Origin of the sequence: Streptomyces roseolus, assembly GCF_014649855.1 — a bacterium.
GTDB classification, from domain to species: Bacteria; Actinomycetota; Actinomycetes; order Streptomycetales; family Streptomycetaceae; genus Streptomyces; species Streptomyces roseolus.
Map to the genome: position 1 here is coordinate 1 of NZ_BMTV01000046.1, position 25,171 is coordinate 25,171.

The following is a 25,171-nucleotide window of genomic DNA, read 5'->3' on the forward strand; positions in this document are numbered from 1 at the left end:
CCTTCCGGGGAGGTTTCACCGGCACGAGGCCAGATCGCGTTCGGACATTCGTCCCTTTCACCCTCCATTCGGCGCGATCGCGGAGAGGGATTGCTCACGGGTCGCGCCACTCCTCACAGGGCGGATGCCGCCGTCGACGCGCGGGCGCGGGCGGTGCGCCGGCTCGTGGACCGGGCGCGTCGCCCGCCCCCCTTACGCCTGCCGCGGACTCGCTTCCGTCGGAGGTGATGCGGGCTTCGCCAGGGGACGGGACCCCGGCCGTGGGAGCGGCGGGCCCGGTGCGCGCACCCCGCGGGAATGCGCGCACCGGGCGTTCCGCCGTGGGCGGCGTGGTCAGGTACGCAGCCAGACGGCGGTGTCCGGGGGGAGGGTGCCGTCCGCCGGCAGCTCGTCGCTGGCCAGCAGGACGGCGGCGTGCGGCGGGAGTGGCACGGGGTCGCCGGAGAGGTTGACGGCACAGAGGAGGTCCTCCGCGCGGCTGAAGGCCAGCACTCCCTCGGGCGACGGCAGCCAGCTCAGGGCGCCGTCTCCGAGCGCGGACTCGGCCCTGCGCAGCTCCAGCGCCGTGCGGTAGAGGCTGAGCATCGATCCGGGGTCGGCGTTCTGCCGGTCGACGGCGTAGCGGGCCCAGTCGGCGGGCTGCGGCAGCCAGGGTTCCGTACCGGTTCCGAATCCGTACGACGGGGCTTCGGCCTCCCAGGGCAGGGGGACGCGGCAGCCGTCGCGGCCGGGGTCGACGCCCTCGGAGCGGAAGTGCATGGGGTCCTGGATGCGGTCCAGCGGGATGTCCGCCTCGGGCAGGCCCAGTTCCTCGCCCTGGTAGAGGTAGACGGAGCCGGGGAGGGCGAGGGTGAGGAGGGCGGCGGCGCGGGCGCGGCGGGTGCCGAGCTCCAGGTCGGTGGGGGTGCCGAAGCGCTTGGCGGCGAAGTCGAAGCCGGTGTCCTCACGGCCGTACCGGGTGACGGTCCGGGTGACGTCGTGGTTGCAGAGCACCCAGGTGGCGGGGGCGTGGACGGGGGCGTGTTCGGCGAGGGTGGAGTCGATGGTGCGGCGCAGCCGCTCCGGGTCCCAGGGGCAGGCGAGGAAGTTGAAGTTGAAGGCGGTGTGGAGTTCGTCGGGGCGGAGGTAGCGGGCGAAGCGTTCGGCGTCGGGGAGCCAGACCTCGCCGACGAAGACGCCGCCGTACTCGTCGGCGATCGCCCGCCAGGAGCGGTAGACGTCGTGGATCTCGTCGAGGTCGACGTACGGGTGGGGGTCGACGCCCTCGGTGAAGTCGCGGAGCTCGGGGTCCTTGGTGAGGAGGGCGGCGGAGTCGATGCGGACGCCGGCGACGCCGCGTTCGAACCAGAAGCGCAGGACGTCCTCGTGTTCGCGGCGGACGTCGGGGTGGGCCCAGTTGAGGTCGGGCTGTTCGGGGGTGAAGAGATGGAGGTACCACTCGCCGTCGGGAACGCGGGTCCAGGTGGTGCCGGAGAACTGGGACGGCCAGTCGTTGGGCGGGAGTTCGCCGTGTTCGCCGCGGCCGGGCCGGAAGTGGAAGCGGGCGCGCTCGGGGCTGCCGGGGCCGGCGGCCAGGGCCTCGCGGAACCAGGCGTGCTGGTCGGAGACGTGGTTGGGGACGATGTCGACGATGACGCGCAGGCCGAGTTCGGCGGCCTCGGCGATGAGCTTCTCGGCCTCGTCGAGGGTGCCGAAGGCGGGGTCGATGGCGCGGTAGTCGGCGACGTCGTAACCGCCGTCGACCATCGGGGAGGCGTACCAGGGGGTGAACCAGACCGCGTCGACGCCGAGTTCGGCGAGATGGGACAGTCTCGTCCGGACGCCCGCGAGGTCACCGGTGCCGTCGCCGTCGCCGTCGGCGAAGCTACGTGGGTACACCTGGTAGATGACGGCGTCGCGCCACCAGTCGTCGGTGCGGGGCGGATGAGGGGCTGCCACGGGGCGTTCCTTTCGGGCAGGGCGGTTCTTCGCCGCCGGCCCTGACGGCGGGGCGGCGGGTGGGCCGACGGCGAAGGCTTATGGGGTACGGGCTCGTGATCGGCAGGGGCTCGGGGCTCGGTCAGCCCTTGAGTCCGCCGGCGGTCAGGCCGCTCATGATGTTGCGCTGGAAGACCAGGAAGATCAGCAGCGTGGGGACGGAGGCGATGGTCAGGGCGGCGATGAGGACGTTGACCGGGACGCCGTTGGACAGGGAGTAGATGCCGACGTTGAGCGTCTGCTTCGACGGGTCGGGGAGGGTGAGCATCGGCCAGAGGAAGTCCTTCCACACCCCTACGACCGCGAAGATCGAGACCACGCCGAGGATCGGGCGGGAGATCGGAAGCACGATCGACCACAGGACCCGCAGGGGCGAGGCCCCGTCCATCGACGCGGCGTCGAGCAGCTCCTTCGGGATGGAGTCGAAGAACCGCTTCAGCAGGAAGATGTTGAAGGCGTTGGTGACGGCCGGCAGCCAGATCGCCCACGGTGAGTTCAGCAGGTTCCGCTCGATGACGGGCACGTCGAGCACGGTGAGGTACTGCGGCACGACGAGGACGGTCGCCGGGATCATCAGCGTGGCGAGCATCATGCCGAGGATGGCCTTGCCGAAGACGGGCCGCAGCTTCGAGAGCGAGTACGCGGCCGCCACGTCGAGGACGAGCTGGAAGGCGAGCGCTCCGAAGGCGTAGTAGAGGGTGTTGAAGAGGAGGGTGGCGAGGTCCATGACCTCCCAGGCCCGTGTGTAGTTCTCCGGCTCGAACGATTCGGGCACCAGGGTCGGCGGTGTCGCGATGACTTCCTGGGCGTCCTTGAAGCCGCTGGACACGAGCCAGTACAGGGGGCCCAGGAAGACCAGGGTGAACAGGAGGACGACGACGGCGAAGACGGTCCAGTACAGGGCCTTGCCGCGGGGCCTGGCGAGGACGGCCGGCGAGATGAGCGTGCGTGTGGACATGACGGGTCTCCGGTCCTACTCGTCCTCGGCGCGGCTGAGCTTGACGTACACCGCCGAGAATCCGGCCAGGAGCACGAGCAGGAGCAGGCCGAGCGCCGCCGCGGCACCGTAGTCGTTGAAGTTGAAGGCGTACTGGTAGATCAGGTGGACGACGGTCGTGGTCGACCCCTCGGGTCCCGCGCCGCCCGTGAGCAGGAACGGCTCCACGAAGACCTGCATCGTGGCGATGACCTGCATGAGCGCCATCAGCGACAGGATGAGACGGGTCTGCGGGATGGTGACGTGCCAGATCTTGCGGAGCAGGCCGGCGCCGTCGAGCTCGGCGGCCTCGTACAGCTCGCCGGGGATGGACTGGAGCGCGGCGAGGTAGATCAGGGTGGCGCCGCCCATGTTCATCCAGGTGGAGGCGATGACGACGGCGAGCATCGAGATGTCCGGGTCCTGCAGCCACTGCTGCTCGGGCAGGCCGATCGAGGTGAACAGTTCGTTGAGGAGGCCGTAACCGGGGTCGTACAGGTACTTGAAGAGGAGGACCGAGGCGACCGGCGGCAGCATGACGGGCAGGTACACGAGCAGCCGCAGGTAGCCCTGGCCGTGCCGGAACTCGTTGATGACGACCGCGACGAGGAAGGGCACCGCGAAGCCGAGGACCAGTGCGAGGAGCGTGAACAGCCCGGTGTTCCCCCATGCCTGCCAGAACGCGGGGTCGTTGAACACCGTCACGAGGTTGTCGAACCCGACCCAGTCGGTCCGGCCGTTCTCGGTCTTCTGGAAGGCGAGGAAGAACTCCCGGACCATCGGGTACCAGGAGAAGACGCCGAAGCACAGGACCGCGCCGATGAGGAACCCGTGGGCGGTGAGGTTCCGCTTCAGGTTCCTGGCGAACCGGCCGGCGGGAGGTACGGATCCCGCCCCGCTCGGCGGGGAGGGGCGCGGGGGTCCCGCCTTGCTCGGGGTCGGGGTCATGCTGGGGGCCGACATCGTCTCTCCTCGGTACTGTCTGCCGGTTTCGGGGCCCGGGAGCGCCGGGTGGTGGGTGCGCGCCGGTCCGTGGGGGACCGGCACCCGGGTGGGACGGGCGCCCGCCCCACCCGGACCCGCTCACTGGTGGGCGAGGATCTGGTTGACCTGCGCCTCGGCGGTGGAGAGGAGCTTGTCGACGTCGGCGTCCTTGTTGGTGAGGAGGCCCGACATCACGTTGTCGAGGATCTTGTAGACCTCCTGGGCCTTCGGCGGCTCGGCCTTGCCCGCGACGGGGTTGTCCATGAAGGCCTTGAAGTTCTCGACCGGCATGGTGGCGTGCTCCACGCGGGCGGCGTCGTCCTTCGTCTTGGACCCGTTCAGCCAGAAGTTGGGCTGCGGGATGCCGACCGGGAGGCCGTCGGCCTTGGTGCGGGCCCAGTCGAACTGGCCCTTGCCGACGGTGAGGTTCTTGAAGTTGAGCCAGGCGACGGCGGCCTTGATCTTGTCGGGCGAGATGCCCTTCTTGACCATGTAGTTGTTGCCGCCGGCGAGGGTGTTCTTGCCGCCGGGGATGGGGCCCATGCCGAAGTTCTCGTACTTCGCGCCGAGTTGCTGGACCATGTAGGCGATGTCGTCGGGGGCGGCGAGGAACATGCCGAGCTTGTCGGTGGCGATCTGCTTCTGGAGGTCGCCCCACTTGAGCAGCTGGGTCTTGCCCATGGAGTCGTCCTCCCAGCGCATGGCGTGGAGGTTCCTCGCGACCTGCTTGCCGAGCTCGTTGTTGAAGGCGGCCTTGGTGCCGCTCGCGTCGACGACGTCGCCGCCGAGGCTGTACATCTGGGCGGTGAAGTGCCAGCCGCCGGTGTTGCCGGCGGAGTACTCGCCGAAGCCGGCGATCCCGTCGCCGAGGGCGGCGATCTTCTTGGCGGCGGCGCGGACCTCGTCCCAGGTGCGCGGCGGGGCGTCGGGATTCAGTCCGGCGTCCTTGAAGAGCTTGCGGTTGATCAGCAGGCCCATCGTGTAGTTGCTGGTGGGCAGGCCGTAGAGGTTGCCCTGGTGCCTGAGGGAGTCGAGGACGTTCGGGTCGATGTCCTTGAGGAGCGGGACGGTCTTGGGGCTGACGTAGGCGCTGATGTCGGCGGCGCCGTCCTCGGCGAGGACCTGCGGCAGGTCGGTGAAGTAGGTGTAGAAGACGTCCGGCTGGGACTTGGCCTTGAGCATGGCGGTGAAGCGCGGGGGCTCCAGGCACTGGCCGGGGGTGGAGCGGCCCTCGATGGTGACGTTCGGGTAGGTCTTGTTGAACTCGGCGACGTCCTCCTTCCACTCCTTGAGCTCGGCCGCCTTCGCCGCGGGCGGCATGCAGTCGATGGTGAGCGTCACCTTGGTCTTGGGGTCGAGCGGGATCGTCGGGTCGGACGAACCGTTCTGCTGGGCTCCGTCGCCGCCGTCGTCACCGCTGCTGCTCGTGCCGCAGGCGGCGAGCGCGGTCAGCGACAGGGCGGAGACGAGGGTGATCGCGGCGGCACGACGGCTGCGGCGGAACCGGGCACTTCTCATGGGTGGACCCCTTCGGGCATGAACGAGAGGAGCGATGCGTGAAGCGTGGAGCTCGCCCACGGCCTGTGAACTTCGTGGGGTGCGGCACACTCAATCACCACCAACAAGTGAACGCAAGATCTCGCGTTGATTTCGTAATTGCCTGACAGAGACGCGTAATCGTCTCGTGACCCATGCGCATCGAAGCGACGTTCCCCTGCTGGGCGGGCTTGTGCGCACCCGTACCGCGCGCACCGCGCCCTTCGCCCCGGGGGGACGCGCAAGGGCCGGCGCAGGGGCTCACGGAGGAGGCCCTGCGCCGGCTGGTGGTGCCTCCGGGGGACGCCGGAGGGAGGGGTGGCTACGGGTTGACGTTGATCTTGAAGGTGGAGGTGGTGTTGCGGACGTCGACGGCGTTGCCGCTCATCCGCAGCCCGTTGAAGGTGACCTCACCGACGGCCGGACCCTGGCCCGACTCGGGCATCTCGTTGGCCCAGAGACCGAAGCCGGACTTGGCGTCCCAGGCGTCGCCGCTCCTGCGGGCCCCGGTGACGGAGATGTCGGTGAGGACGGTGTCCTTGATCGGGAACTGCGGCTGTCCGCCGACGTAGTTCGTCTGGAACATGATGCCGCTGTAGGTGGGGTCGACGATGTCGACGTGGTTCACCCGGATGCCCTGGAACACCTTGGAGGCGGAGAAGAGCCACATGCCGGGGAAGGTCTGGTTGCCCCAGAAGTGGCCGCCGGAGCGGACGATCGAGATGTTCTCCAGCGTCGTCGGCTCGGTTCCGAAGCCGTTCATCGCGTAGCCGAAGTCCAGCGAGGAGATGGTGACGCCGGAGTACACCAGGGTGTCCGCGATGTGGATGTTACGGAAGGTGTTGCTGTAACCGCCGTAGACGGCCACGCCCGCCGCCCGCCAGGTCAGCGTGCTGGTCAGGTTCTCGTAGACGTTGTTCTTCATGTCGGCGCCGCCGGCGTCGATCGCGGAGAACAGCGCGAAGCTGTCGTCACCGGTCGCCCGGGCGTCGTTGTTGACGACGTGGTTGTCCGTGGAACCGTTGGTCATGTTGATGCCGTCGGCGAACATGTTCCGGATCCGGGAGTTCTTGATCGTGATCCGGTCGGTGTTGGCGCCCCAGTAGAGGCACACCATGTGCTCGGTCCAGATGTCGTCGATCTCCATGTCGGTCACGTTGGCGAAGTCGAAGACCTTGCCGGGACCGTCGATGCGCGAGGTGTAGTTGCCGAAGTAGGCGAAGCCGCGGAAGGACGAGCCCTTGGCCGCCGCCTCGGCGCGGAAGCCCACGTCGGTGTTGTTCTGCGCGGCCGGCGCGTGGAACTTCGTGTACCAGGGGCCGGCGCCCACGACCTGGACCGGCTTGCCGTAGACCTGGAACTTGCTCGACGTCTGGTAGTCGCCGGGCGGCAGGTAGACGCCGACGAGCTTGCCGGTGGAGTCCATGCGGACCTTGTCGAGGGCGTTCTGGACGTCCTGCTGGCCGAAGCCGGCGGGGACGGCGTACGCGGCGGGATCCGGGTTGGCGACCGGTGCGACCTGCTCCAGGTCGACGAAGTCGATCGCGTAGTTCGCCGCGGTGTTGGCGGCGTCCTTCTGGAGTCGGATCCTGCTGCCCGCCGGGACGGTCTCGCCGAGCATCAGGTGCGCCTCGTCGTAGATGTGGCGCGGGCCGCCGGCCGACGGAGCGTTCCCGGGGGCCGTCTCGGCGCCGTACAGCCACGCGTACTTCGAGGTCAGCGGCAGGGCCTTCTTGAACACGCCGTCGACGTACACGTTGATCGTCGAGTCGGTGCCGCCTCCTCCGGGGGCGTCCGGGACGGAGAAGCGGGTGACCAGGGTGTTGGTGGAGGCCCGGGTGGTGAACTCGACGTACTCGCCGGTCGCGTCCAGGTTGACCGCCTTGCGGCCGGACGCCTCGCCCGCGATGTCGCCCACCGTGCGGTTGGGCCCGACGACGGTCGCGCCGCCGCCCGGGGTGCCGTCCTCCGCCTCGTACGTGTCGTACGGCATGTTCGCGCCGCGTCCGACGAAGAGCGGCTGGCTGGAGCTGTTGTTGACGCGCTTGACCGGCAGCTCGCCGGCGTCGTCGGCGAGGACCGTCCGCACGGTGTACGAGCCGTCGGCGGCGGTCCACGGCCCGAGGTTCACCACGGTCGAGGCGCCCGCGGCGAGGCTGCCGCTGTAGGAGCCGGTCAGGGTCCTGACGGTGGCGCCCTGCTTGTCGAGCAGGTTCAGGGTGACGCCGTGGCTGCCCGCGGACGTGGCCTGGTTGCCCTGGTTCCTGACCGTCGCCCTGAAGGAGACGGTGTCCCCCGCGGTCGGGCTGGACGGCGTGGTCGTGACCGAGGCGGTGACCACGTCGGGGCTGGTGACCGCCTTGACCACCAGCGGGGTGGGGCTGGTGTGGGTGTTGTTCGTCTCGTTCTGCTCGACGACCGCGTTCGCCTCGTCCGCGACCGCGCTCAGCTCGTACGAGCCGGCCTCCCGCGCTCCGACGGAGGCGCTGACGGTGGTCTGCGCACCGGCGGCCAGGGCGCCGACCTGGGCGGTGGCGACCTTGGTGCCGCCGAGGCGCAGGGCGACGGCGCTGGCCGGAGCGGCCGCGGGGCCGCTGTTGCGGACGGTGGCGCTGACGGTGATCTGGTCCGACTCGACGGGAGCGGCCGGCGTCGTGGTCAGACCGATCACCTCCAGGTCCGGATTGGGGGCGGGCACCCCGATGACCTGGAACTCCGCGAGCTGGCCCGCCGAGGAGCCCGAGTTGGCCGTGAACCTCAGCTGCACGTCGGCGACGCGCGCGGTCACCGGCACGGTCGCGGTGTTGCCGCCGGCCGGATCGAAGGCGTAGCTCTTCGCGGGGACCAGGCTCGTGAAGCCCGTCGCGTTCTGCTCGCGGCCGAGGACCTCGACGGTCTGGGTGCGCGCGCCCCACGCGGTGTCGGGGCTGAGCTTCAGGACGAGGCGGTCGAGGTCGGCGTTGGCGCCGAGCTTGACGGTGAGGGTGTTCGGGTAGCTGCCGCCCGCGCCCTCCCAGTAGGTGCCGGTGTTGTTGTCGTTGGCGTTCGCCGCGACGAAGCTGTGGACCGTCGAGGACGCGCTGATCGCCTTGCCGACGGCCAGGTTGGATCCGGTGGAGCCGCTGCCGTTGCGGGTGACGGAGTTGCTGTTGCCCGACTGGTTGCCGGCGGCGTCCTTGGCCCGTACGTGGTAGGTGACCGTCTGGCCTGCCGGGCGGCTGTCGGTGTACGTGGTGACGTTGCCCGCCACGCTCGTGAGCAGGGTGTTGTTCGCGTAGACGTCGTACCCGGTGACGCCGGTGTTGTCCGAGGAGGCGGTCCAGGTGAGCTTCACCTGGCCCGAGGTCTGCTCCGTGAACGCCAGGTTCGCCGGAGCGGTCGGCGCCTGCGTGTCGCCGGTGTCGCCCTGCCGGGTGACGGCGTTGCTGTTGCCCGACTGGTTGCCGGCGGCGTCCTTGGCCCGTACGTGGTAGGTGACCGTCTGGCCCGCCGGGCGAGTGTCGGTGTACGTGGTGACGTTGCCGGCCACGCTCGTGAGGAGGGTGTTGTTCGCGTAGACGTCGTACCCGGTGACGCCGGTGTTGTCCGAGGAGGCGCTCCAGACCAGCTTCACCTGGCCGGTCGCGGGCTCGGTGAACGCCAGGTTCGCCGGGGCCGTCGGCGCCTGGGTGTCGCCGGTGGCCGGGCCGTAGACCTCCAGCTCGGAGAGCTGGGCGGCGGGCTGCACGGTGTTCGCCGTGACCAGGACCCGGAGGTACCGGGTGGTGGTCGCGCCGAACGGGATCGTGACGGTGTTCTGGGCGGACGGGGCGAACTCGTACGCCTTCGACGCGGTGAGGTCGGTGAAGTCCGTGCCGTTGTCGCTGCTCTGGACCTTCAGGGTCTGGCTGCGGGCGCCCCAGCCGTCGGGCAGGCGCAGGACGACGCGGTCGGCACGCACGGAGGAGCCGAGGTCCACCCGGAGCCACTGGGGCAGCTCGTTGTTCCGGCTCTCCCAGTAGGTGGCCTTGTTGCCGTCGTTGGCGTTGCCCGCCGCGTACACCTCGGTGTGGCTGCTCGCGGTCAGGGTCCTGCCCGCGGCGAGGTTCGCGGAGGTGCCGTCGGCGCCGTGCACCTCCAGCTCGGAGAGCTGGGCGGCCTGCCAGCCGGTGTTGGCGGTGATGTCGACGCGGACGAAGCGGGTCTGGGCGGCCGGGAAGCTCACCGTGACCGTGTTGCCGGCGCCCGGGGTGAAGGCGTACGTGGCCGAGCTCTTCAGGGTGCTGAAGCTGGTGCCGTCGGCGCTGCCCTGGATCGAGAGCGTCTGGTTGCGGCTCTCCCAGTTCGCCGGGAGCTTCAGGACGACCTCGTCGACGCGGGTGCTCGTCCCGAGGTCGGTCTGGACCCACTGCGGCAGGTTCGATCCGGAGCTCTGCCAGTACGTCGCCTGGTTGCCGTCGGTGACGTGCCCGGCGCCGTACTCGGGCAGGGCGCCGCTGGCCGACGCGGGATCTCCCAGTGCGATGTTGGGGCCTCCGGCCGCCTGTGCGGTCATGAGGGGACCGCCCAGCGCCAGCAGGCTCGTCGCGATCACGGCGCTCATGCTCCGTGATCTCCGGTTGTGCGGTTTCATCTGTCCTCGATCCGTGGGCTGCGTGGTTTTCGTGCTGCGAAGGCGGGCTTCTCGCTTCGTCGCGGCGTACGACGGCACGCCGAAGGCCCCGTGCGAGGGGTGGGCCACGGGGTGTCACGGGAAGCGCTGGGGGGTGGGGTCCGGCCGCCGCCGCGGCCGGACCCCGTGGTCAGGGCGCCCTGGGCGCCGCTGCCGGAATTACGGGTTGTCGATGACGAACTGGGACCCGGGCTCGACGAGGATGTCGCCCTCGGCCGAGTCGGTGATCGTCACGTTCGACAGGGTGGCGCTGCCGCGGGCGCCGCTCATCGCGAGGATGCCGGAGCCGTTGTTCGACTTGTCGATGCGGACGTTGGTGATCCTGACGTTCGGCATCTCACCGCCACCGGTCTTGAACTGGATGCCGTCGTAGGTCGAGTCGACGATGTCCGTGTCCTTGATGGTGACGCCCGGAATGGGCTGGCCCTGGGCGAACAGGGTGATGGCGCCGAACTCCTGGTCCTCGTTCCAGAACGCTCCGCCCGTGCGGTACAGGGCGTTGTTGGAGATGAGGGTCTGTCCGGAGAAGGGCAGCGGGTCGTGGTCGGTGGCCAGCATGATGCCGGGGTAGTTCATGGTGTCGGCGATGATGTTGTTCTCGATGGTGTTGCCGAAACCGCCGTAGACCGCGATGCCGTTGGCCCGCCAGGGGAGCTGGATCGTGTTGTTGCGGAAGTGGTTGTTGGAGCCGACGTCCACCGAGGTGTCCTTGACGTACTTGCTGGCCCAGACGGCCAGCGCGTCGTCACCGTTGTTGCGGAAGGACGAGTTGTAGACGGTGGAGTTGCGGGTGCCGTTGGCGAAGTTGATGCCGTCGGCGTACGTGTTGCGGATCCGCATGCCGCTGAACTCGACGCCGTCGCCGGGACCCCACAGCTCGGGGATGTTGGTGTAGTCGCGGCCGGCCCAGACGCCGACGTTGGCGTGCTCGATCCAGACGTTGCTGATCTTGGTGCCCTTGCCGAACCGCCCGTTGAGACCGACGCCGCCCTCCTGGTTGCCGTCGCCGCCCCGGATGGTGCCGGAGCCGAAGATGGCGATGTCGGAGATCTGCGTGTTGTGGTCGATGTCGAAGCCGAAGTTGCCCTCGTGCGGGTGGTTGATGCCGCCCGCCTGGTGCGGCGGGGTCAGCGTGTAGAGCTGCGAGTGCCACATGCCGGCGCCCCGGATCGTCACGTCACGGATGCCGACCGTGTTGTAGGTCCCCCGGTTCAGCGGGTCGTCGGTCAGGATCTTCTGCTCCTGGCGCCACTGGCCCGCCGGGATCCACACGCAGGGGATCTCGCCCTTCTGGTCGGCGGTCACCGCGCGCTGGATCGCGTCGGTGTCGTCGAGGCCGTCGTTGGGCACCGCGCCGTAGTTCGTGATCGAGACGCAGCCGGCCGGCTGGGCCGCCGGGGGAGCGACCTGCTCCAGGTCGATCAGGTCGATGATGTAGAAGGAGGCGGTGTCACCGGCGTCCCGCTGGAGCCGGAACTTCGTGCCGGCGGGGTAGGACCGCGTCAGCAGCGCATGGGACTCGTCGAACAGGCGGCGGGCGTCGCTTCCCGGCGTGTTGCTGAGCCCCTCCGGGTCGTCGGTGGTGCCGTAGAGCCAGCTGTGCTTGGAGGAGAGCGTCAGCTTCCGCACGAACTGGCCGTCGGCGTACAGGCTCAGCGTGGCTTCCCGCCCGCCGCCGCCGGGGGCGTCGGGGATCGAGTTGCGCACGACGATGGAGTTGGCGGCGTTGGTGGAGGTGAACTCCACATGTTCGCCGGTGGAGTCGAGCCGGACCGACTTGCGGCCGGACGACTCGGTGGCGAAGTTGGTGTGGCCGAAGGTCCGCTTGGCGTCGGCGGTGAGCAGGGTGCCCTGGTAGCGGGCGTCCTCCGCCTCGTACTCCGTGTACGGCACGGCGGCGCCCCGGCCCACGACGAGCGAGCGGCTGAAGACGTTGTTGTTCTCGTTGGTCTCGGCCACGGTCGCGGTGGCGTCGGCCGTCGCGGTGAGGGTGACTCCACCGTTCGCCGCGGTCCAGGTTCCGGAGATCGGCACGGTGACCGACTGACCGGCGGCGACCGCGGGGGTGGTGCCGTTCAGGGTGGTGGTGCCGGCGGCGAGGCGGGTGACGGTCCCCGCGGGGACACCGGTGGTGCCCCGGTTCTGGACCGTGGCGGTGAAGGAGACCTGCGCGCCGACCGCCGGGGAGGACGGGTTCGGGGTGATCGCGGTGACCGTCAGGTCCGGGCCGGGGGCCTGGCCGACGACCAGCTTGGAGGAGCCGGTCCGGCTGTTGTTGGTGTCGTCCTGCTCCACGACGGCGTTCGCCGGGTCGACGACCGCGGACACGGTGTAACTGCCCATGGCCTTCTTGCCGACGGGGATCCTGACGGTCGTGGAGGCGCCGGCGGCGAGCGCGCCGACCTGCGCCGTACCCGCCACGGCGCCTTCGAGGCTCACGTTCACCGAGGTGGCCGGCGAGGCGGCGGTCCCGGCGTTGCGGACGGTCGCGCTCACCTCGACGGGGTCCGTCTCCGAGGGGGAGGAGGGGGTCCACCCGAGGTCGGTGACGGTGAGGTCCGGGTTCGGTGCGGCGGCGCCCACCACCTCGAACTCGGCGACCTGGGCACCGGGAGCGCCGCTGTTGGCGAAGAACCTCACCTGCACGTCGGCGTACCGGCCGGTCACCGGGATGGTGACCGTGTTGCCGCCGGAGGACGGGCTGAACGCGTAGTCGGCGCGGGCCTTGAGCGAGGTGAAACCGGACGCGGACTGCTCGCGTCCGAGCACCTCGACGGCCTGGGTCCGCGGGCCCCACGCCTGGTCGGGGTTGAGCTTGATCCGGACGGCCTCGACGTCGGCGTTGGCCCCGAGCTTCGCCGTCAGGGTCGCGGGGAAGCCGGCCGACTCCCAATAGGTCGCGGTGTTCCCGTCGTTGGCGTTGGCCGCTGTGTACGACTGGGTGAACGACGAGGCCTCGATCGGCTTGCCGCGCGCCAGATCGGTGCCGTTCGGCGGCGGGTCGACCGGGCCGCCGTCGTCCTCGCCGAAGACCTCCAGCTCGGAGAGCTGGGCGGCGTTCCACCCGGTGTTCGCCGCCACCTGCACGCGGATGAAGCGGGCCGTGGTCGCGGTGACGGGGATGCTGACGGTGTTGGCGTTCGCCGGGTCGAAGGTGCGCGCCCCCGATCCGGCCAGCGCGGCGAACGAGGACCCGTCCGTGCTGCCGAGCACGCTCAGCGTCTGGACGCGGGAGCCCCAGGAGGCGGGCAGCTTCAGCGCGACCCGGTCGACCTCGGTGCTCGCGCCCAGGTCGACCTGCACCCACTGCGGAAACGCGCCGTTCGGACCCTCCCAGTAGGACGCCTGGCTCCCGTCCGTCACATGGCCGGCGACGTAACCGCCGTTCGTGCCGCCCGCGCTCGCGGGCTTGCCCAGGGCCAGGTTGGGGCCCTCCGCGGCGTGGGCGGGAGCGGGGAGCATCCCCACGCCCATCAGCCCCGCCATCACCGAGCCGACGATCACTCGCCGCCCGTGATTTCTCAATCGCATGAAGTCCTCTTGCTTCCTCACCGGCCGGCCGACCGTGCTCTTCATGGGGGGGCGGCGGAGCAGGTGAACGTGACGGAGTCCTCGCACGGCGCCTTCCACCCCAAGAAAGGGACATAAAGACGTCAGCAAGTTTTTTTGAGGTATTCAGTCAATCTTTTGCGACGACCGGGTGACAGGTTTCCGTCAGGTCACCACTTTGTCAACGGGGCAGACATGACTGCCCTGGGGGAGGGGGTGCCCGCCCGTACGCCGTCACCGCACGTTCTCGTGATCGTGGTGAGGGTGGATCAGGACGCGTGACGCGTCGCCGTGAACCGCCCGCTGCCGAGCGGGACCGTGGGGAAGTTCCGGGCCGGGACGGCCTGGCGGGACGCGCCCGGGCGCTACGGTCCGCGGGTCGCGCCGCATGCGCGTTTCCGCAGGTGGGCGGCGGGCGGGGGCGGGCGACATCGAGCGGCCGGTGACCGTCGGCCCCATGATCGTCCGGGGGGGGCGTCGGCATGCGGCGGGCCCCGGGGAGGGGCTTCGCGAACCTGCGCTCGGCCGGTCCGGAGGCGGCCCGACCGGCAAGATCCATCCGGTCTGCGACGGGCGGCCGCTCGCTCGTGGCGTCACGGGCGGCAACCGGGCCCGGCGCGGCGGCGGGGGAGGCCGCCCGCCGCCCTCGACCGCGAGGCCTGCGAGCACCGTGACGTCGTGGAACGGTGCTTCGACCGCCCCGAGTGATGGCGCGGGATCGCTACGAGGTGCGACAAGGCCGCCGCGCCCCGCGGAACAGCCGTCGCCCTCGCCTCACTTCTGATGCGGGCGTGACATGTGACGACGGAAACCACCGCCGGCCCCGGGGGAAATCGCCCGTCCGGCCCGCGCGGGTCCCGCAGAACCGGGAGAGGACCGTGGGGCAGACCTGGATCAGGCGCCGGCCGGCGGTGCGGTGGAGCCCCGGACCACGAGCTCCGGCTCGAAGAGCAGCTCACCGGGGTTCGCCTGCGTCCCCTGGATCTGGGCGCACAGGAGGTCGACGGCGGCGCGCCCCATCGCCTCGATCGGCTGCCGCACCGTCGACAGGGGCGGCTCGGTGCAGTTCATGAAGGCCGAGTCGTCGAACCCGAGCACGGACACGTCGGCGGGGACGGCGAGTCCCCGGCGGCGGGCCGCCCTGATGGCGCCCAGGGCCAGGGGGTCGCTCGCGCAGATGACACCGGTCATTCCGCGGTCCCACAGTCGCCCCGCCGCGGCTTGCCCGCCTTCGAGCGAGAACATCGAGCGCTCCACGGCCTCTTCCGGCAGTACCGTTCCGGCCGCGGCCGCGGCCGTCTGTGCCGCGGTCAGTTTCCGGCGGGAGGGAATGTGGTCCTCGGGGCCGAGCACCAGCCCGATGCGCTCGTGCCCCAGGGAGGAGAGGTGCCGCCACGCCTGCTCCACCGCGGCGATGTCATCGCAAGAGACGCAAGGAAAGTCGAGTCCCTCGATGGGCGCGTTGACGAGGACGACGGGGATCTTGCGTTCCGCCAGCTGCCGGTAGTGCTCGTGCGGCGCGTCGGCCTGCGCGAAGAGGCCTCCCGCGAAGATCACCCCGGACACCTGCTGCTGCAGGAGCAGCTCGACGTAGTCGGCTTCCGAAACGCCGCCCTTGGTCTGCGTACAGAGCACCGGCGTGAGCCCCTGCTGTGCCAGGGAGCCGCCGATGACCTCCGCGAAGGCGGGGAAGATGGGGTTCTGCAACTCCGGCAGAACCAGACCCACCAGCCTGGCTCGCTCCCCCCGCAGCTGCGTGGGCCGCTCGTAGCCGAGGACGTCCAGCGCACTGAGCACGGACCGGCGGGTGGCCTCGGAGACCCCCGGCTTGCCGTTGAGAACTCGGCTGACCGTGGCCTCGCTGACCCCCACCTTTTTCGCTACCAGAGCAAGTCGTCGCGTCACGAACGCAACTCTAGCGCAAAGAGAGTCAGGAAGTTACATACTTCTTGCCAAGATTGCAGCGCGACGACACGGGCGCAACGCTCGCGCGCATGCCCCGCCAAGAGCCGCGCCCGCGCCGAGCCGGGGCGAGGAGCGGGGAACCGCCGGCCCGGGCGCTCGCCCCCGCGGACAGAGATGGAACAGTCCGGGCCCCCTCGCGTCAAGACGTACCCGACCTTGGGGACCAACGGAACAGCCATTAGCGCTAAGCACTTGATCTTGGTCGTCTAGTACACGTGCTTGACTTGTCGGGGGTGTTCGGCGGAAGATCCACGTTCGTTCGCTGCGGCTGGTTACGTCCGCGATATGCCCGTGGAATTTTTGACCGATGAGCAGGCCGCCGCGTTCGGATCGTTCGCGGATGAGCCGACGAGACCTGAGCTGGAACGATTCTTCTTCCTCGATGACGAGGACCGGAAGCTGATCGCGAAGCGTCGTGGTGACCACAATCGCCTCGGCTTTGCCCTCCAGATGTGCACGGTGAGGTACATCGGGCTGTTCCTGGAGGACCCCCTGGCCGTGCCGTGGCCGGTGGTGGAGCACCTGGCCGCGCAGCTGGAGGTCGAGGATGCCTCTCAGATCAAGCGGTACACCGAGCGGCAGATGACGGCGTACGAGCACGCGTGGGAGATACGTGAGGCGTACGGCTACCACCTGTACGAGGATCACGCTCAGGGCCGGAAGTTCCGATCGTTCCTGCACGGGCGGGCCTGGACGGCGCACGCCGAGGGGCCGAAGGCCCTGTTCGATCACTCGGTGGGGTGGCTGCGCCGTAACCGGGTGCTGCTGCCGGGGGTGAGCGTGCTGGCCCGGCAGGTCGCCGAAGTCCGCAGGATCGCGGAGGAACGGCTGCACGCCACGGTCGCCAAGGAAGTCCGGCGGGCGGACGCGGCGCTGCCCGGGGACCTGGTGGCGACGCTGAAGGTGCCGGAGGGCAAGCGGTATTCGGAGCTGGAGCGGATGCGCCGGCCGCCGACGCGGACCACGGGCACGGCGATGAAGGGTGCTTTGCAGCGGGTCGAGGACATCGCCTCCTTCCAGCTGGGGCGGGTGAAGCTGGACAGGATTCCGCCGAACCGGCTGTCCGCGCTGGCCCGCTACGGGCTGGGCACGAAGGCGGCGAAGCTGGAGAGGTCCACGGAGCCCAAGCGCACGGCGATGCTCACCGCGGTGATGCGCCACCTGGAGGCGAAGGCGATCGACGACGCCCTGGACGTGTTCGAGATCCTGATGGCCACCCGGTTGATCAGCGCTGCGAAGCGGTTCACGGACAAGCAACGCCTGTCGACGCTGCCGCAGCTGGAGAAGGCGTCGCGGCTGGTGGCGAGGGCGGCGGCGGTGTTCATCGAGGAGCTGGAGCTCATCGAGCAGACCGGCTGCGATGTGGATGTGGCGGCGTTGTGGGCGGCACTGGAGGAGGTCGCGCCCCGGGCCGCCCTGTCGAGCGCGGCGGTCACGGTGGTGAGCCTGGTGCCGGAGGGCGACGACACGGCCGAGGCCGCGCTGCGGGGCGCGCTGGCGCTGCGCTACAACACGGTCAAGCCGTTCCTGTCCTTGCTGGGTGAGTCGAAGGCGCTGGACGCCGCGCCCGCCGGCAGGCGGATTCTCACCGGGGTGCAGCGGCTCCCGGCGCTGTCGCGGAGGAAGGTGGGCGAGAAGCCGCTGCTGCCGCGGGAAGTCGACGAGAAGCTGGTTCCGGCGCACTGGCGCAAGGCGGTGTACGCGAACGCGGACCTGCCGCAGGGGGCGGTGGACCGCGATGCGTACGTGGTGTGCGTGCTGGAGCAGCTCTTCGGCGCTCTCAGGCGCCGTGACATCTTCGCCTCGCCCTCGCACCGGTGGTCCGACCCGCGGGCCCGCCTGCTGGCGGGCAAGGGGTGGGATGCGGTGCGCGAGGACGTCCTGGCGGGCCTGAGCCTGGATGAAGACGCGGAGCGGCACCTTCGGGAACTGGTCGACGTGCTGGACGCGACGTGGAAGCAGATGGCTGAGCGGCTTCAGGAGGCCGGCCCGGACGCGAAGATCAGCATCGAGGTGCAGCCGAACGGGCGGGCGAAGCTGAACGTGGAGAAGCTCCACGCGCTCGGCGAGCCGAAGTCGCTGAAGTGGCTGCGCGAGCGCGTCGAGAAGATGCTCCCGAAGATCGACCTGCCGGACCTGCTGTTCGAGGTGCACGGCTGGACCGGGTTCCTGGACGCCTTCGTGCACTTGGGCGACGGCAAGACCCGCATGAAGGACCTGACGACGTCGATGGTCGCGCTGCTGGTCTCGGAGGCGTGCAACATCGGCATGACGCCGGTCATCAACCCGGGCTACGAGGCACTGACCCGCTCCCGGCTGGTCCACGTCGACCAGTACTACCTGCGCAGCGACACCATCGCTATGGCCAACGCCGCCCTCATCGAGGCCCAGGGGCGGGTGCCGATCGTGCAGTTCTGGGGCAAGGGCCTGCGGCCTCCGTCGACGGCCTGCGCTTCGTCGTCCCCACCCGGACCGTCAACGCCGCACCCTCACCGAAGTACTTCGCGAAGAAGAAGGGCATCACCTGGCTGAACGCGATCAATGACCAGGTGATCGGCATCGGGCAGATGGTGGTGCCCGGCACCCCGCGCGATTCCCTGTTCATCCTGGACGCCCTGCTGAACCTGGACGGCGGGGTGAAGCCGGAGATGGTCGCCACCGACAACGCCTCTTACTCCGACATGGTGTTCGGCATCTTCAAGATGCTCGGCTACCGCTTCTCCCCGCGCTTCAAGGACCTGGAGGACCAAAGGTTCTGGAAGGCGGCGATGCCCAGCGCCGAGACGGCGGGCGGGTACGGGCCGCTGGAGGCGATTGCGCGGAACAAAGTGAATGTGAAGAAGGTGATCACGCACTGGCCGGACATGCTGCGGGTGGCCGGCTCCCTGGTCACCAACCAGGTCAGGGCGTATGACCTGCTGCGGATGTTCGGCCGTGAGGGCCACCCGACCCCGTTGGGGCAGGCGTTCGCCGAGTACGGGCGGATCGCCAAGACCCTGCACCTGCTCGCCGTAGTCGACCCCATGGACGACACCTACCGGCGCCAGATGCACAAGCAGCTCACCGTCCAGGAGTCCCGCCACAAGCTGGCCCGCGAGATCTGCCACGGCAAGAAGGGCACCATCCACCAGGCGTACCGGGACGGGATGGAAGACCAGCTGGGCTCACTGGGCCTCGTGCTGAACGCCGTGGTGCTCTGGACGACCAGGTACATCGACGCCGCCGTCGCCCAGCTCCGCGCCGAGGGCCACGAGATCCGTGACGAGGATGTGGCCCGGCTCTCCCCGCTCAAGCACAAGAATCTCAACGTCCTGGGCCGCTACAGCTTCACCGCCTCCCAGCCGGTCGACGGCCTGCGCCCGCTGCGCGATCCGGAAGTCGTCGACCTCGATGATGACGACGACGGCCAGGACGAGTGAGCCCGGTAGGCTGGGCGGCTTCGGCATCATGAGGGCCATGGACGACGTCGAACTCACCGAGGACGAGATCAACGACCTGCTCAGCGGCGATGAGGGGTCTGAGCAACATCGGTGTCGGATCGTGCGCTAAGCCTCCGTCGGTCTCCTCGTGCCAGGTCGGCCGGGCATCGCCTGGCGCGTTCTACGAAGCGGAACGGGCAGCCGCATATGGGAAGCGGATGAAGGGAGACCCTCATGGGCCGATCCGAGTGGCGTAGTGGACGTGAGCCGGTGACGGCGCGAAGCGACCTGAAACTGCGTCTCCTGCTGTTGCTGGTCTTCACGCCGCTTTTCGCCGCGGCGACCATCGCGTTTGCCTTCTGGGCCGCCCGTGCCGATGACGACGCTCTCGGGCCGGGTGTCCCGGCAGCACTCGCCGTGTTCTGCGGGCTGCTGACCGTGACCGCTGCGATCGATCTCGTCGTTGTCGCCCGTCGCCGCAGCAGCAAGACCTGATCTGCGCCCAGGCGTCTCGGGCAGCTTGTGCGTGGTGGGGGCATGCGAGCCGGGGCTTCGGGTAGTCGGCAGGTGGGCTTCGCTCGTATTCGACAAGAGGGGCGACGCATGAACCTGGAGGACAAGGGTCCCGACGGATTCGCCCCGTCGGCGAAAAGCCTGGGCGAGGAGAACCTGGACCGGCTGGAGCAGGGGCTTCAGCAGATTGCCCGGGCGCACGGGCGGATGCGGGACCTGTTGGACGCGGTCCTTCTGATCAGCCGGGAGCTGGATCTCAACCTGGTCCTCCACAAGATCATCGAAACGGCGCGGCAGCTGGTCGACGCCCGCTACGCCGCTCTGGGCGTTCTCGGGCCGGACGGTGAGTTCACCGATCTGATCACCTCCGGGTTCGGCGCGGACCAGACCGCGCGGCTCGGCGACACCCTCCCGCACGGCACCGGCCTGCTCGGCGCCCTGGTGCGCGATCCCCAGCCGTTGCGCGTGCAGGACCTGGCCCACCACCCTCAGGCCGTCGGCTTCCCCGAGGGTCACCCCCCGATGAGCACCCTGCTGGGGGTGCCGATCCGGGTCCGCAGCACGATCTACGGGAACCTGTACCTGGCGGACAAGGCCGGGGGCGGCGCGTTCACGGACGACGACGAGGCCGTCGTCACCGCCCTGGCCAGCGCGGCCGGCGTGGCGATCGAGAACGCCCGCCTGTACGAGCAGCTGCGCCGGGCGACCGAGGAGTTCCAGCGCCGCCTGCTCCCCGACATACCGCACCTGGACGGCCTGGAGCTGCACGCGCACTACCAGCCCTCCACCGAGGCGCCGCGGATCGGCGGAGACTGGTACGACTTCATCCGCCTGCCCGACCGCGTGCCGTGCCTGATGCTCGGCGACGTCATGGGCCACGGCACCCCCGCGGCCACCGTGATGAGCCAGATCAGCAACATGCTCCGGGTCATCGCCTTCGACGAGCAGGAACCGCCCAGCCGCATCCTGCACCGCCTCGACACCGTCCTGCACGAACTCCACGGAGGCCCGATGGCCACCGTCATCATCGCCCGCCTCGAACCCGAAGGAACCGGCCGCCGCCTGCAGTGGGCCAGCGCCGGCCACCTGCCCCCGCTCCTGGTCACCCCCGGCCACGAGGCCCGCTATCTGCACGCCGACACCGGTCTGCCCCTGGGCGTCGACCCCGACGTCCCCCGCGCCGACCACGAAGAACATCTCCCGGCGGGAAGCACCGTCCTGCTGCACACCGACGGCCTGGTCGAGCACCGCGGCGAGTCCCTCGACGTCGGCATGGACGAAGCGGCCGGCATCGCCGCCACCTATGCCAGCAAGCCTCTCCCGGCCCTCGTCGACGCCCTCGTCAAAGCCCGCGCCGGCACCTTCGAGGACGACGTCGCACTCCTCGCCGCCCGCATCACCCCCAGCACGAATCAGAGCGGCTGACCAGGATGATGCGTAGTTGCTCGTGCCTGCACGGAGAACCCTTGGCGCACGATATGACAGCGATGTTCCTCAAACCCCGATGACCAGGGAGCCGGGTGGGACGAGGAGGACGGCTACGAGTGGGTGAGCTGATCACCGCGCCACCAGCGCCACGTCCAGTTCGCCGACGCTGAGCGCGTCCTCGTCGGGGTCCGGGTGTCTGCGACGGTCTCCGGTGGCCCCATCGGAACGGTGAGAAGTGGCTCCGCCAAGCGTTCGACCGACGGGCCTGTGGGTGGCCCGCGCACAAGCGCAGCCAGCGACAAGAGGCCGTATGGGGTCCGGGTGAGCCGTCGGCTACCCGTTCGAGAGGTGGGGCCACTTCCCGCCGTTCGCCCGGGTCCAACGGAAGCCGTTCAAGACATCCGGGGCCTCGAAGCGGTCGAAGGAGTCGTCCGGTGCCCCGGGGGGGGCAGCGCTTTGGCGTCGGCGCGCTGGTTGCGTTCGTTCCCTTGGTCAGCCGCTTCCACGCGGCGGCGGTCCGCCCCCTGGGGCCCGCAGCTTGATGTCCGTGCCTTGCCGAACGCCCGGTGGAGAGGCTTCCGGCACGCGGAGAACGGCGTGACCATGTCCCTGCCGCGCGGCCCCGGGCCTTCGGCGGCGTTCTCCAGGTCAGTCCGGCGGGCACTCACGCAGGGGGGACCCCTTGAAATCGGGGACGGGCCGGGCCTTCGCCTCTTCGAGCGTCTTGACCTCTCCGTTCTTCTCGATGTCCTTGATCAGCCATTCCATCTCGCTGATCTCCCGTTCCTGGGCCGCGATGATTTCGACGGCCAGCCGGCACACCCGGACGTCGGTGATCTCGGCGCGCTCGGATCGGGTGATGGCCAGCGAGTGGTGCGGGATCATCGAGCTCATCCAGGCGGGGTCCTGCACGGTGGTCTGGCTGCGGTCGAGATACACGCCGCCGCCCAGCAGCAGGAGGCTCGCCGCCACGATGGCGATGTTGCCCTTCATGTTCTTGTACATGTTGAGCATCCACGCGAGCATGACCAGCCCCATGGTGCCACCCATGGTGAGTGCCATGAACAGGCGACTCTCGCTCCACCGCACGTGGCTCCACTCCCACGTACCGACGAACATGGTCCAGTACATGACGACCATGGCAGTCAAGATCATGGCTGCGAAGCGCAGGTACATCTTGGTCTGGTGCGACAGGCCGCCACCCTGCTGGTGCTCGTTCCCCTCGGCATTCTCCGCCATGGACGGGTCTCCGTTCCGTCGTCATCGGTGTCTACACGCGTCCCCGACCAGCCGAACGCGGGCCCGACCGGGGAACTTGACGTGGTCAGTGCCCCGAACGCCCGGGAAGCCCTCAACGCCGCCGTGTTCGCCCACGACCGCGTCCACGTCGACTGCGGCGGGCTGACCTTCTGCGACTGCACCGGCCTGTCCGCGCTGCTGGCCGCCGCCCTGATGCTTTCGGCGGGGTCGGCCGGGAACACCAGGGCGTAATGGAAAGGCCCTGGCGAAGGCGATCGCCCGAGCGCGATCGCTCGGTGCGGGCGTGGGCCGGGTGTCTCTGGCGGATCAGCCCAGGGAGGTGATCAGGTCGTTGCATGCCTGTTCGCAGCGGCGGCAGGCTTCGGCACAGACACGGCAGTGGTCGTGTTGTCCGGCGTGACGCTCGCACTCGTCACCGCAGGCTTTGCACACGGTGGCGCACGCCTGGAGGATCGCACGGGTGATGTTGGCGTCGTAGCCGGTGTGGCGGGACAGCACGGCGGCGGTGGCGGTGCAGATGTCGGCGCAGTCGGTGTTGGTGCGGATGCACTTGGTCAGCTCCGCGACCATCTCCTCCGACAGACAGGCGTCCGCGCAGGCCGTACACGCCTGTGCGCAGGCGATGCACTCCTCGATGCAGCGGGCGAGTTTCTCGCGGTCCACACCGCCCAGGTCGGCGGGGTAGGTGTCGAGCATGTTCTTGACCGCAGTGGTCATCAATGCCTCCTGGCATGTGGTCGTTTCAAGGCGGCGATCGCCGCCTTGAAACGGGTAACCCCGGGTGCGGTGCGGGAAACCGTCTGCGCCCGCCGGCCACCGGTTCGCGGGCGAACGTCCAGCTGTATGCCACGCCCGGCAGGTCAGGACTCGCTCCCGGCGCGGAGCCCGCCCCAGGTATGAAGGATGACCCCGGCTTCGTAGCCTGAGCGGATGCGGCGAGCCCCAGGGGCACTGCCCCACACTGCGCGACTCGCACAAACGGTCATCTGTGAGAGTTCTGAGAACGGCACCCGAGTGGTCGCATTTCCGCAGGTCGCCGTTCGCAAAAGTCCTCTCGAAACCGACGTGTTGTGCGAGGCACTTCTGAGAGACTGCCCCCATGGATTTGACGCCCGATCAGTCCGCACTTGCGGTAGAACGTCACGACTGCCCGAACTGTGACGCGCCCGTCGGCTCCGCCTGCCGCACTCGGGGCGGCAAGACCGCCGCGAAGTACCACACCCCCCGCTTCGTCCTCGTCCCCGCGCTCCGCGAGGAACTGGAGATCCCCGTCCCCGCCGACCGCGCTCCCGGCCGCGCGTGGAAGCAGGGCCCTGTGCTCGCCGTCGTCCGCGCGCCCCGCACCGAGCGCCCGGTCCGCATCGGGTACGCAAGGACATCGACCGCCCGCCAAGAGCTCGCGAGCCAGCTCGAAGCCCTCCACCGGGCGGAGTGCCACAAGGTCTTCAAGGAACAGATCAGCACCCGCGTCAAGGTCCGGCCCGAGCTGGAGAAGGCACTCGCGCTGGCCCACCAGTTCAAGGAGGCCGCCCCCGATACACCGGTCATCTTCACGGTGCACGAGCTGAAGCGTCTGGCCAGGAACGCGGCCGAGCTGATGACGCTGTCCGCCGAACTCCAGGCCGGCGGCATCCAGCTCGAACTCCTCACCGGACCGCTCACCGGGATCTACGACCCCAACGGCATGGGCGCGATGTTCTTCGCCGTCCTCGCCGTCGCCGGGCAGATCGAGCGCAACTACATCCGGGAGAAGACCCTCGAAGGCCAGGTCATCGCCGCGTCCAAGGGCAACCACGGCGGGCGCCCGAAGGTCATCGACGACGACATGCTCACCTTCGCCGTCGCGCTGAAAGACAAGGGCGTCCCTGTCCCGGAGATCGCGAAGAAGCTCACCATCAAGATCGGGAAGAACGCGGGCAAGTCCCCCTCGGTCGCCTCGCTCTACCGGGCGCTCGCCGAGGCCGAGACCGCCGCGGCGGACGATGGCCTGCCGCTGCGGCCCAAGCCCGTACGCCTCCGCCAGGCCGGGGAACCGCTCACGGCCGAGGAGATCGACCTGCGCGAACGGCTCCAGACCCAGCCCCACCCGAACGCCGCAGGCACCCGACGTGGATGACCCCACCGCCGTTCGCGCGCAGGAGTACGCGAAGGTGTACGACGAACTCCTCGGCGCCGCCGCCCGGCTCGACATGCTGCGGCGCCTGGAAGGCGGCAGCGTCGACGCCCACGCGACCGCGGCCATGCACGGGGTCCGATTCGCCGCCACCATCCTGTGGCCCGCCGTTCCGAACACCCCGCCGCCCGGCTACCGCCAGGACAGCGAGCGCCAGCTCCAGCTCGCCGCCAACTGGCGCGAGGCGGCGCTCGAACTCGGCGATTTCGCCCCACAGCGCCCGGCCCTCCGGCTCGTCAGCGAGACGACAGCGGTCGATGAGGACTGAGGGCTGTGGCGCGTGGGCGACGGCCCAGGGACTGAGATCACCGGCTTAGCGCTAATGGCTGTTCCGTTGGTCCCCAAGGCGGGTACCGGAACCGGGGGACGAGCGGTGATCACCAGCCGCGCCCCAGAGGGCAGGCGGTGCCGGGGCTGCGGATCCGGGTTTCGCCCTCCCGCGCTGTGACGGACCCGGAGCCCGGTCCCGTGACGGACTCCGTCTCCTGTCCGTCCGGCGGATGCCCGGGGCGGTGACTCCACGGCCGGGTGCGCCGCTCGGCGGTGGCGCAGCGGCATCGGAGGCGCCGGGTCCCGCGCCTCCTGACGGAGCCGGACCCGCCTTCGGGACCGCGGGCGGAAAAGCCGCGCCCCGCCCGGGCGGGTGCCCGGGACCGGTCCGGCCCGCGCCGGCCCGTATCGGTGGGATGACCGATGTGCGACGCGGGCCGGCCCGGCGATAGTCCTCGGGAGATCGTTCG

Annotated in this window: 14 protein-coding genes and 1 pseudogene; 6 read left to right on the forward strand and 9 right to left on the reverse strand. The window is 69.7% G+C overall.

Annotated features, from left to right (window positions below):
* Nucleotides 1-333: 333 nt before the first annotated feature.
* The 7 genes from IE245_RS34230 to IE245_RS34260 all read right to left on the reverse strand — a co-directional run bounded on the left by IE245_RS34230 (nt 334) and on the right by IE245_RS34260 (nt 15,578).
* On the reverse strand, nt 334-1,938 hold the full coding sequence (locus tag IE245_RS34230) for a glycoside hydrolase family 13 protein (RefSeq protein WP_189954904.1): 1,605 nt from the start codon (nt 1,936-1,938) through the stop codon (nt 334-336).
* 121 nt (nt 1,939-2,059) lie between these two features.
* Nucleotides 2,060-2,935, reverse strand: a complete 876-nt coding sequence (locus tag IE245_RS34235; RefSeq protein ID WP_189954906.1) for a carbohydrate ABC transporter permease — start codon at nt 2,933-2,935, stop codon at nt 2,060-2,062.
* A 15-nt stretch (nt 2,936-2,950) separates the two neighbouring features.
* Nucleotides 2,951-3,916, reverse strand: a complete 966-nt coding sequence (locus IE245_RS34240) for a carbohydrate ABC transporter permease (protein WP_189954909.1) — start codon at nt 3,914-3,916, stop codon at nt 2,951-2,953.
* Between the two features lie 120 nt (nt 3,917-4,036).
* Nucleotides 4,037-5,455, reverse strand: a complete 1,419-nt coding sequence (locus tag IE245_RS34245; RefSeq protein WP_189954918.1) for an extracellular solute-binding protein — start codon at nt 5,453-5,455, stop codon at nt 4,037-4,039.
* Nucleotides 5,456-5,795: 340 nt separating this feature from the next.
* Nucleotides 5,796-10,085 (reverse strand): galactose-binding domain-containing protein, encoded by a 4,290-nt coding sequence (locus IE245_RS34250; protein ID WP_189954920.1) that lies wholly within the window; start codon nt 10,083-10,085, stop codon nt 5,796-5,798.
* Between the two features lie 198 nt (nt 10,086-10,283).
* On the reverse strand, nt 10,284-13,655 hold the full coding sequence (locus IE245_RS34255) for a CARDB domain-containing protein (RefSeq protein WP_189954922.1): 3,372 nt from the start codon (nt 13,653-13,655) through the stop codon (nt 10,284-10,286).
* A 912-nt stretch (nt 13,656-14,567) separates the two neighbouring features.
* Nucleotides 14,568-15,578 (reverse strand): LacI family DNA-binding transcriptional regulator, encoded by a 1,011-nt coding sequence (locus IE245_RS34260; RefSeq protein WP_189954924.1) that lies wholly within the window; start codon nt 15,576-15,578, stop codon nt 14,568-14,570.
* 345 nt (nt 15,579-15,923) lie between these two features.
* On the opposite strand from IE245_RS34260, the pseudogene IE245_RS34265 reads away from it, so the two are divergent.
* From IE245_RS34265 to IE245_RS34275, 3 genes and pseudogenes are all read left to right on the forward strand, one after another.
* Nucleotides 15,924-19,057, forward strand: a pseudogene (locus IE245_RS34265) (Tn3 family transposase).
* 234 nt (nt 19,058-19,291) lie between these two features.
* Entirely contained in the window at nt 19,292-19,552 is a 261-nt protein-coding gene (locus tag IE245_RS34270; protein WP_189954926.1) for a DUF6343 family protein, read from the forward strand.
* Nucleotides 19,553-19,660: 108 nt separating this feature from the next.
* Nucleotides 19,661-20,995, forward strand: a complete 1,335-nt coding sequence (locus IE245_RS34275) for a PP2C family protein-serine/threonine phosphatase (RefSeq protein WP_189954928.1) — start codon at nt 19,661-19,663, stop codon at nt 20,993-20,995.
* A 651-nt stretch (nt 20,996-21,646) separates the two neighbouring features.
* Here IE245_RS34275 and IE245_RS34280 read toward each other — a convergent pair.
* Nucleotides 21,647-22,237 carry a DUF305 domain-containing protein gene (locus IE245_RS34280; RefSeq protein ID WP_189954930.1) on the reverse strand — a complete coding sequence of 197 codons (591 nt, stop codon included), beginning with the start codon at nt 22,235-22,237 and terminating at the stop codon, nt 21,647-21,649.
* Between the two features lie 27 nt (nt 22,238-22,264).
* Between IE245_RS34280 and IE245_RS34285 the strand changes: the two genes are divergently transcribed.
* On the forward strand, nt 22,265-22,489 hold the full coding sequence (locus tag IE245_RS34285) for an STAS domain-containing protein (protein ID WP_268256624.1): 225 nt from the start codon (nt 22,265-22,267) through the stop codon (nt 22,487-22,489).
* A 75-nt stretch (nt 22,490-22,564) separates the two neighbouring features.
* Here the strand turns inward: IE245_RS34285 and IE245_RS34290 are convergent, their stop codons facing one another.
* Nucleotides 22,565-22,975 carry a four-helix bundle copper-binding protein gene (locus IE245_RS34290; RefSeq protein ID WP_189954934.1) on the reverse strand — a complete coding sequence of 137 codons (411 nt, stop codon included), beginning with the start codon at nt 22,973-22,975 and terminating at the stop codon, nt 22,565-22,567.
* Nucleotides 22,976-23,357: 382 nt separating this feature from the next.
* On the opposite strand from IE245_RS34290, the gene IE245_RS34295 reads away from it, so the two are divergent.
* Both IE245_RS34295 and IE245_RS34300 read left to right on the forward strand, forming a co-directional pair.
* Nucleotides 23,358-24,374, forward strand: a complete 1,017-nt coding sequence (locus IE245_RS34295) for a recombinase family protein (RefSeq protein ID WP_189954936.1) — start codon at nt 23,358-23,360, stop codon at nt 24,372-24,374.
* Nucleotides 24,367-24,699 (forward strand): hypothetical protein, encoded by a 333-nt coding sequence (locus IE245_RS34300; RefSeq protein ID WP_189954939.1) that lies wholly within the window; start codon nt 24,367-24,369, stop codon nt 24,697-24,699. Before IE245_RS34295 ends, IE245_RS34300 begins: the two co-directional genes overlap by 8 nt.
* The last annotated feature ends 472 nt before the right edge of the window (nt 24,700-25,171 follow it).

Excerpts from the sequence above, each read along its gene's own strand:
- IE245_RS34240 (WP_189954909.1), bottom strand. The coding sequence starts at position 3,916 with ATGTCGGCCCCCAGCATGACCCCGACCCCGAGCAAGGCGGGACCCCCG.
- IE245_RS34255 (WP_189954922.1), bottom strand. The coding sequence starts at position 13,655 with ATGCGATTGAGAAATCACGGGCGGCGAGTGATCGTCGGCTCGGTGATG.
- IE245_RS34280 (WP_189954930.1), bottom strand. The coding sequence starts at position 22,237 with ATGGCGGAGAATGCCGAGGGGAACGAGCACCAGCAGGGTGGCGGCCTG.
- IE245_RS34270 (WP_189954926.1), top strand. The coding sequence starts at position 19,292 with ATGGGCCGATCCGAGTGGCGTAGTGGACGTGAGCCGGTGACGGCGCGA.
- IE245_RS34245 (WP_189954918.1), bottom strand. The coding sequence starts at position 5,455 with ATGAGAAGTGCCCGGTTCCGCCGCAGCCGTCGTGCCGCCGCGATCACC.
- IE245_RS34295 (WP_189954936.1), top strand. The coding sequence starts at position 23,358 with ATGGATTTGACGCCCGATCAGTCCGCACTTGCGGTAGAACGTCACGAC.
- IE245_RS34250 (WP_189954920.1), bottom strand. The coding sequence starts at position 10,085 with ATGAAACCGCACAACCGGAGATCACGGAGCATGAGCGCCGTGATCGCG.
- IE245_RS34290 (WP_189954934.1), bottom strand. The coding sequence starts at position 22,975 with ATGACCACTGCGGTCAAGAACATGCTCGACACCTACCCCGCCGACCTG.
- IE245_RS34235 (WP_189954906.1), bottom strand. The coding sequence starts at position 2,935 with ATGTCCACACGCACGCTCATCTCGCCGGCCGTCCTCGCCAGGCCCCGC.
- IE245_RS34275 (WP_189954928.1), top strand. The coding sequence starts at position 19,661 with ATGAACCTGGAGGACAAGGGTCCCGACGGATTCGCCCCGTCGGCGAAA.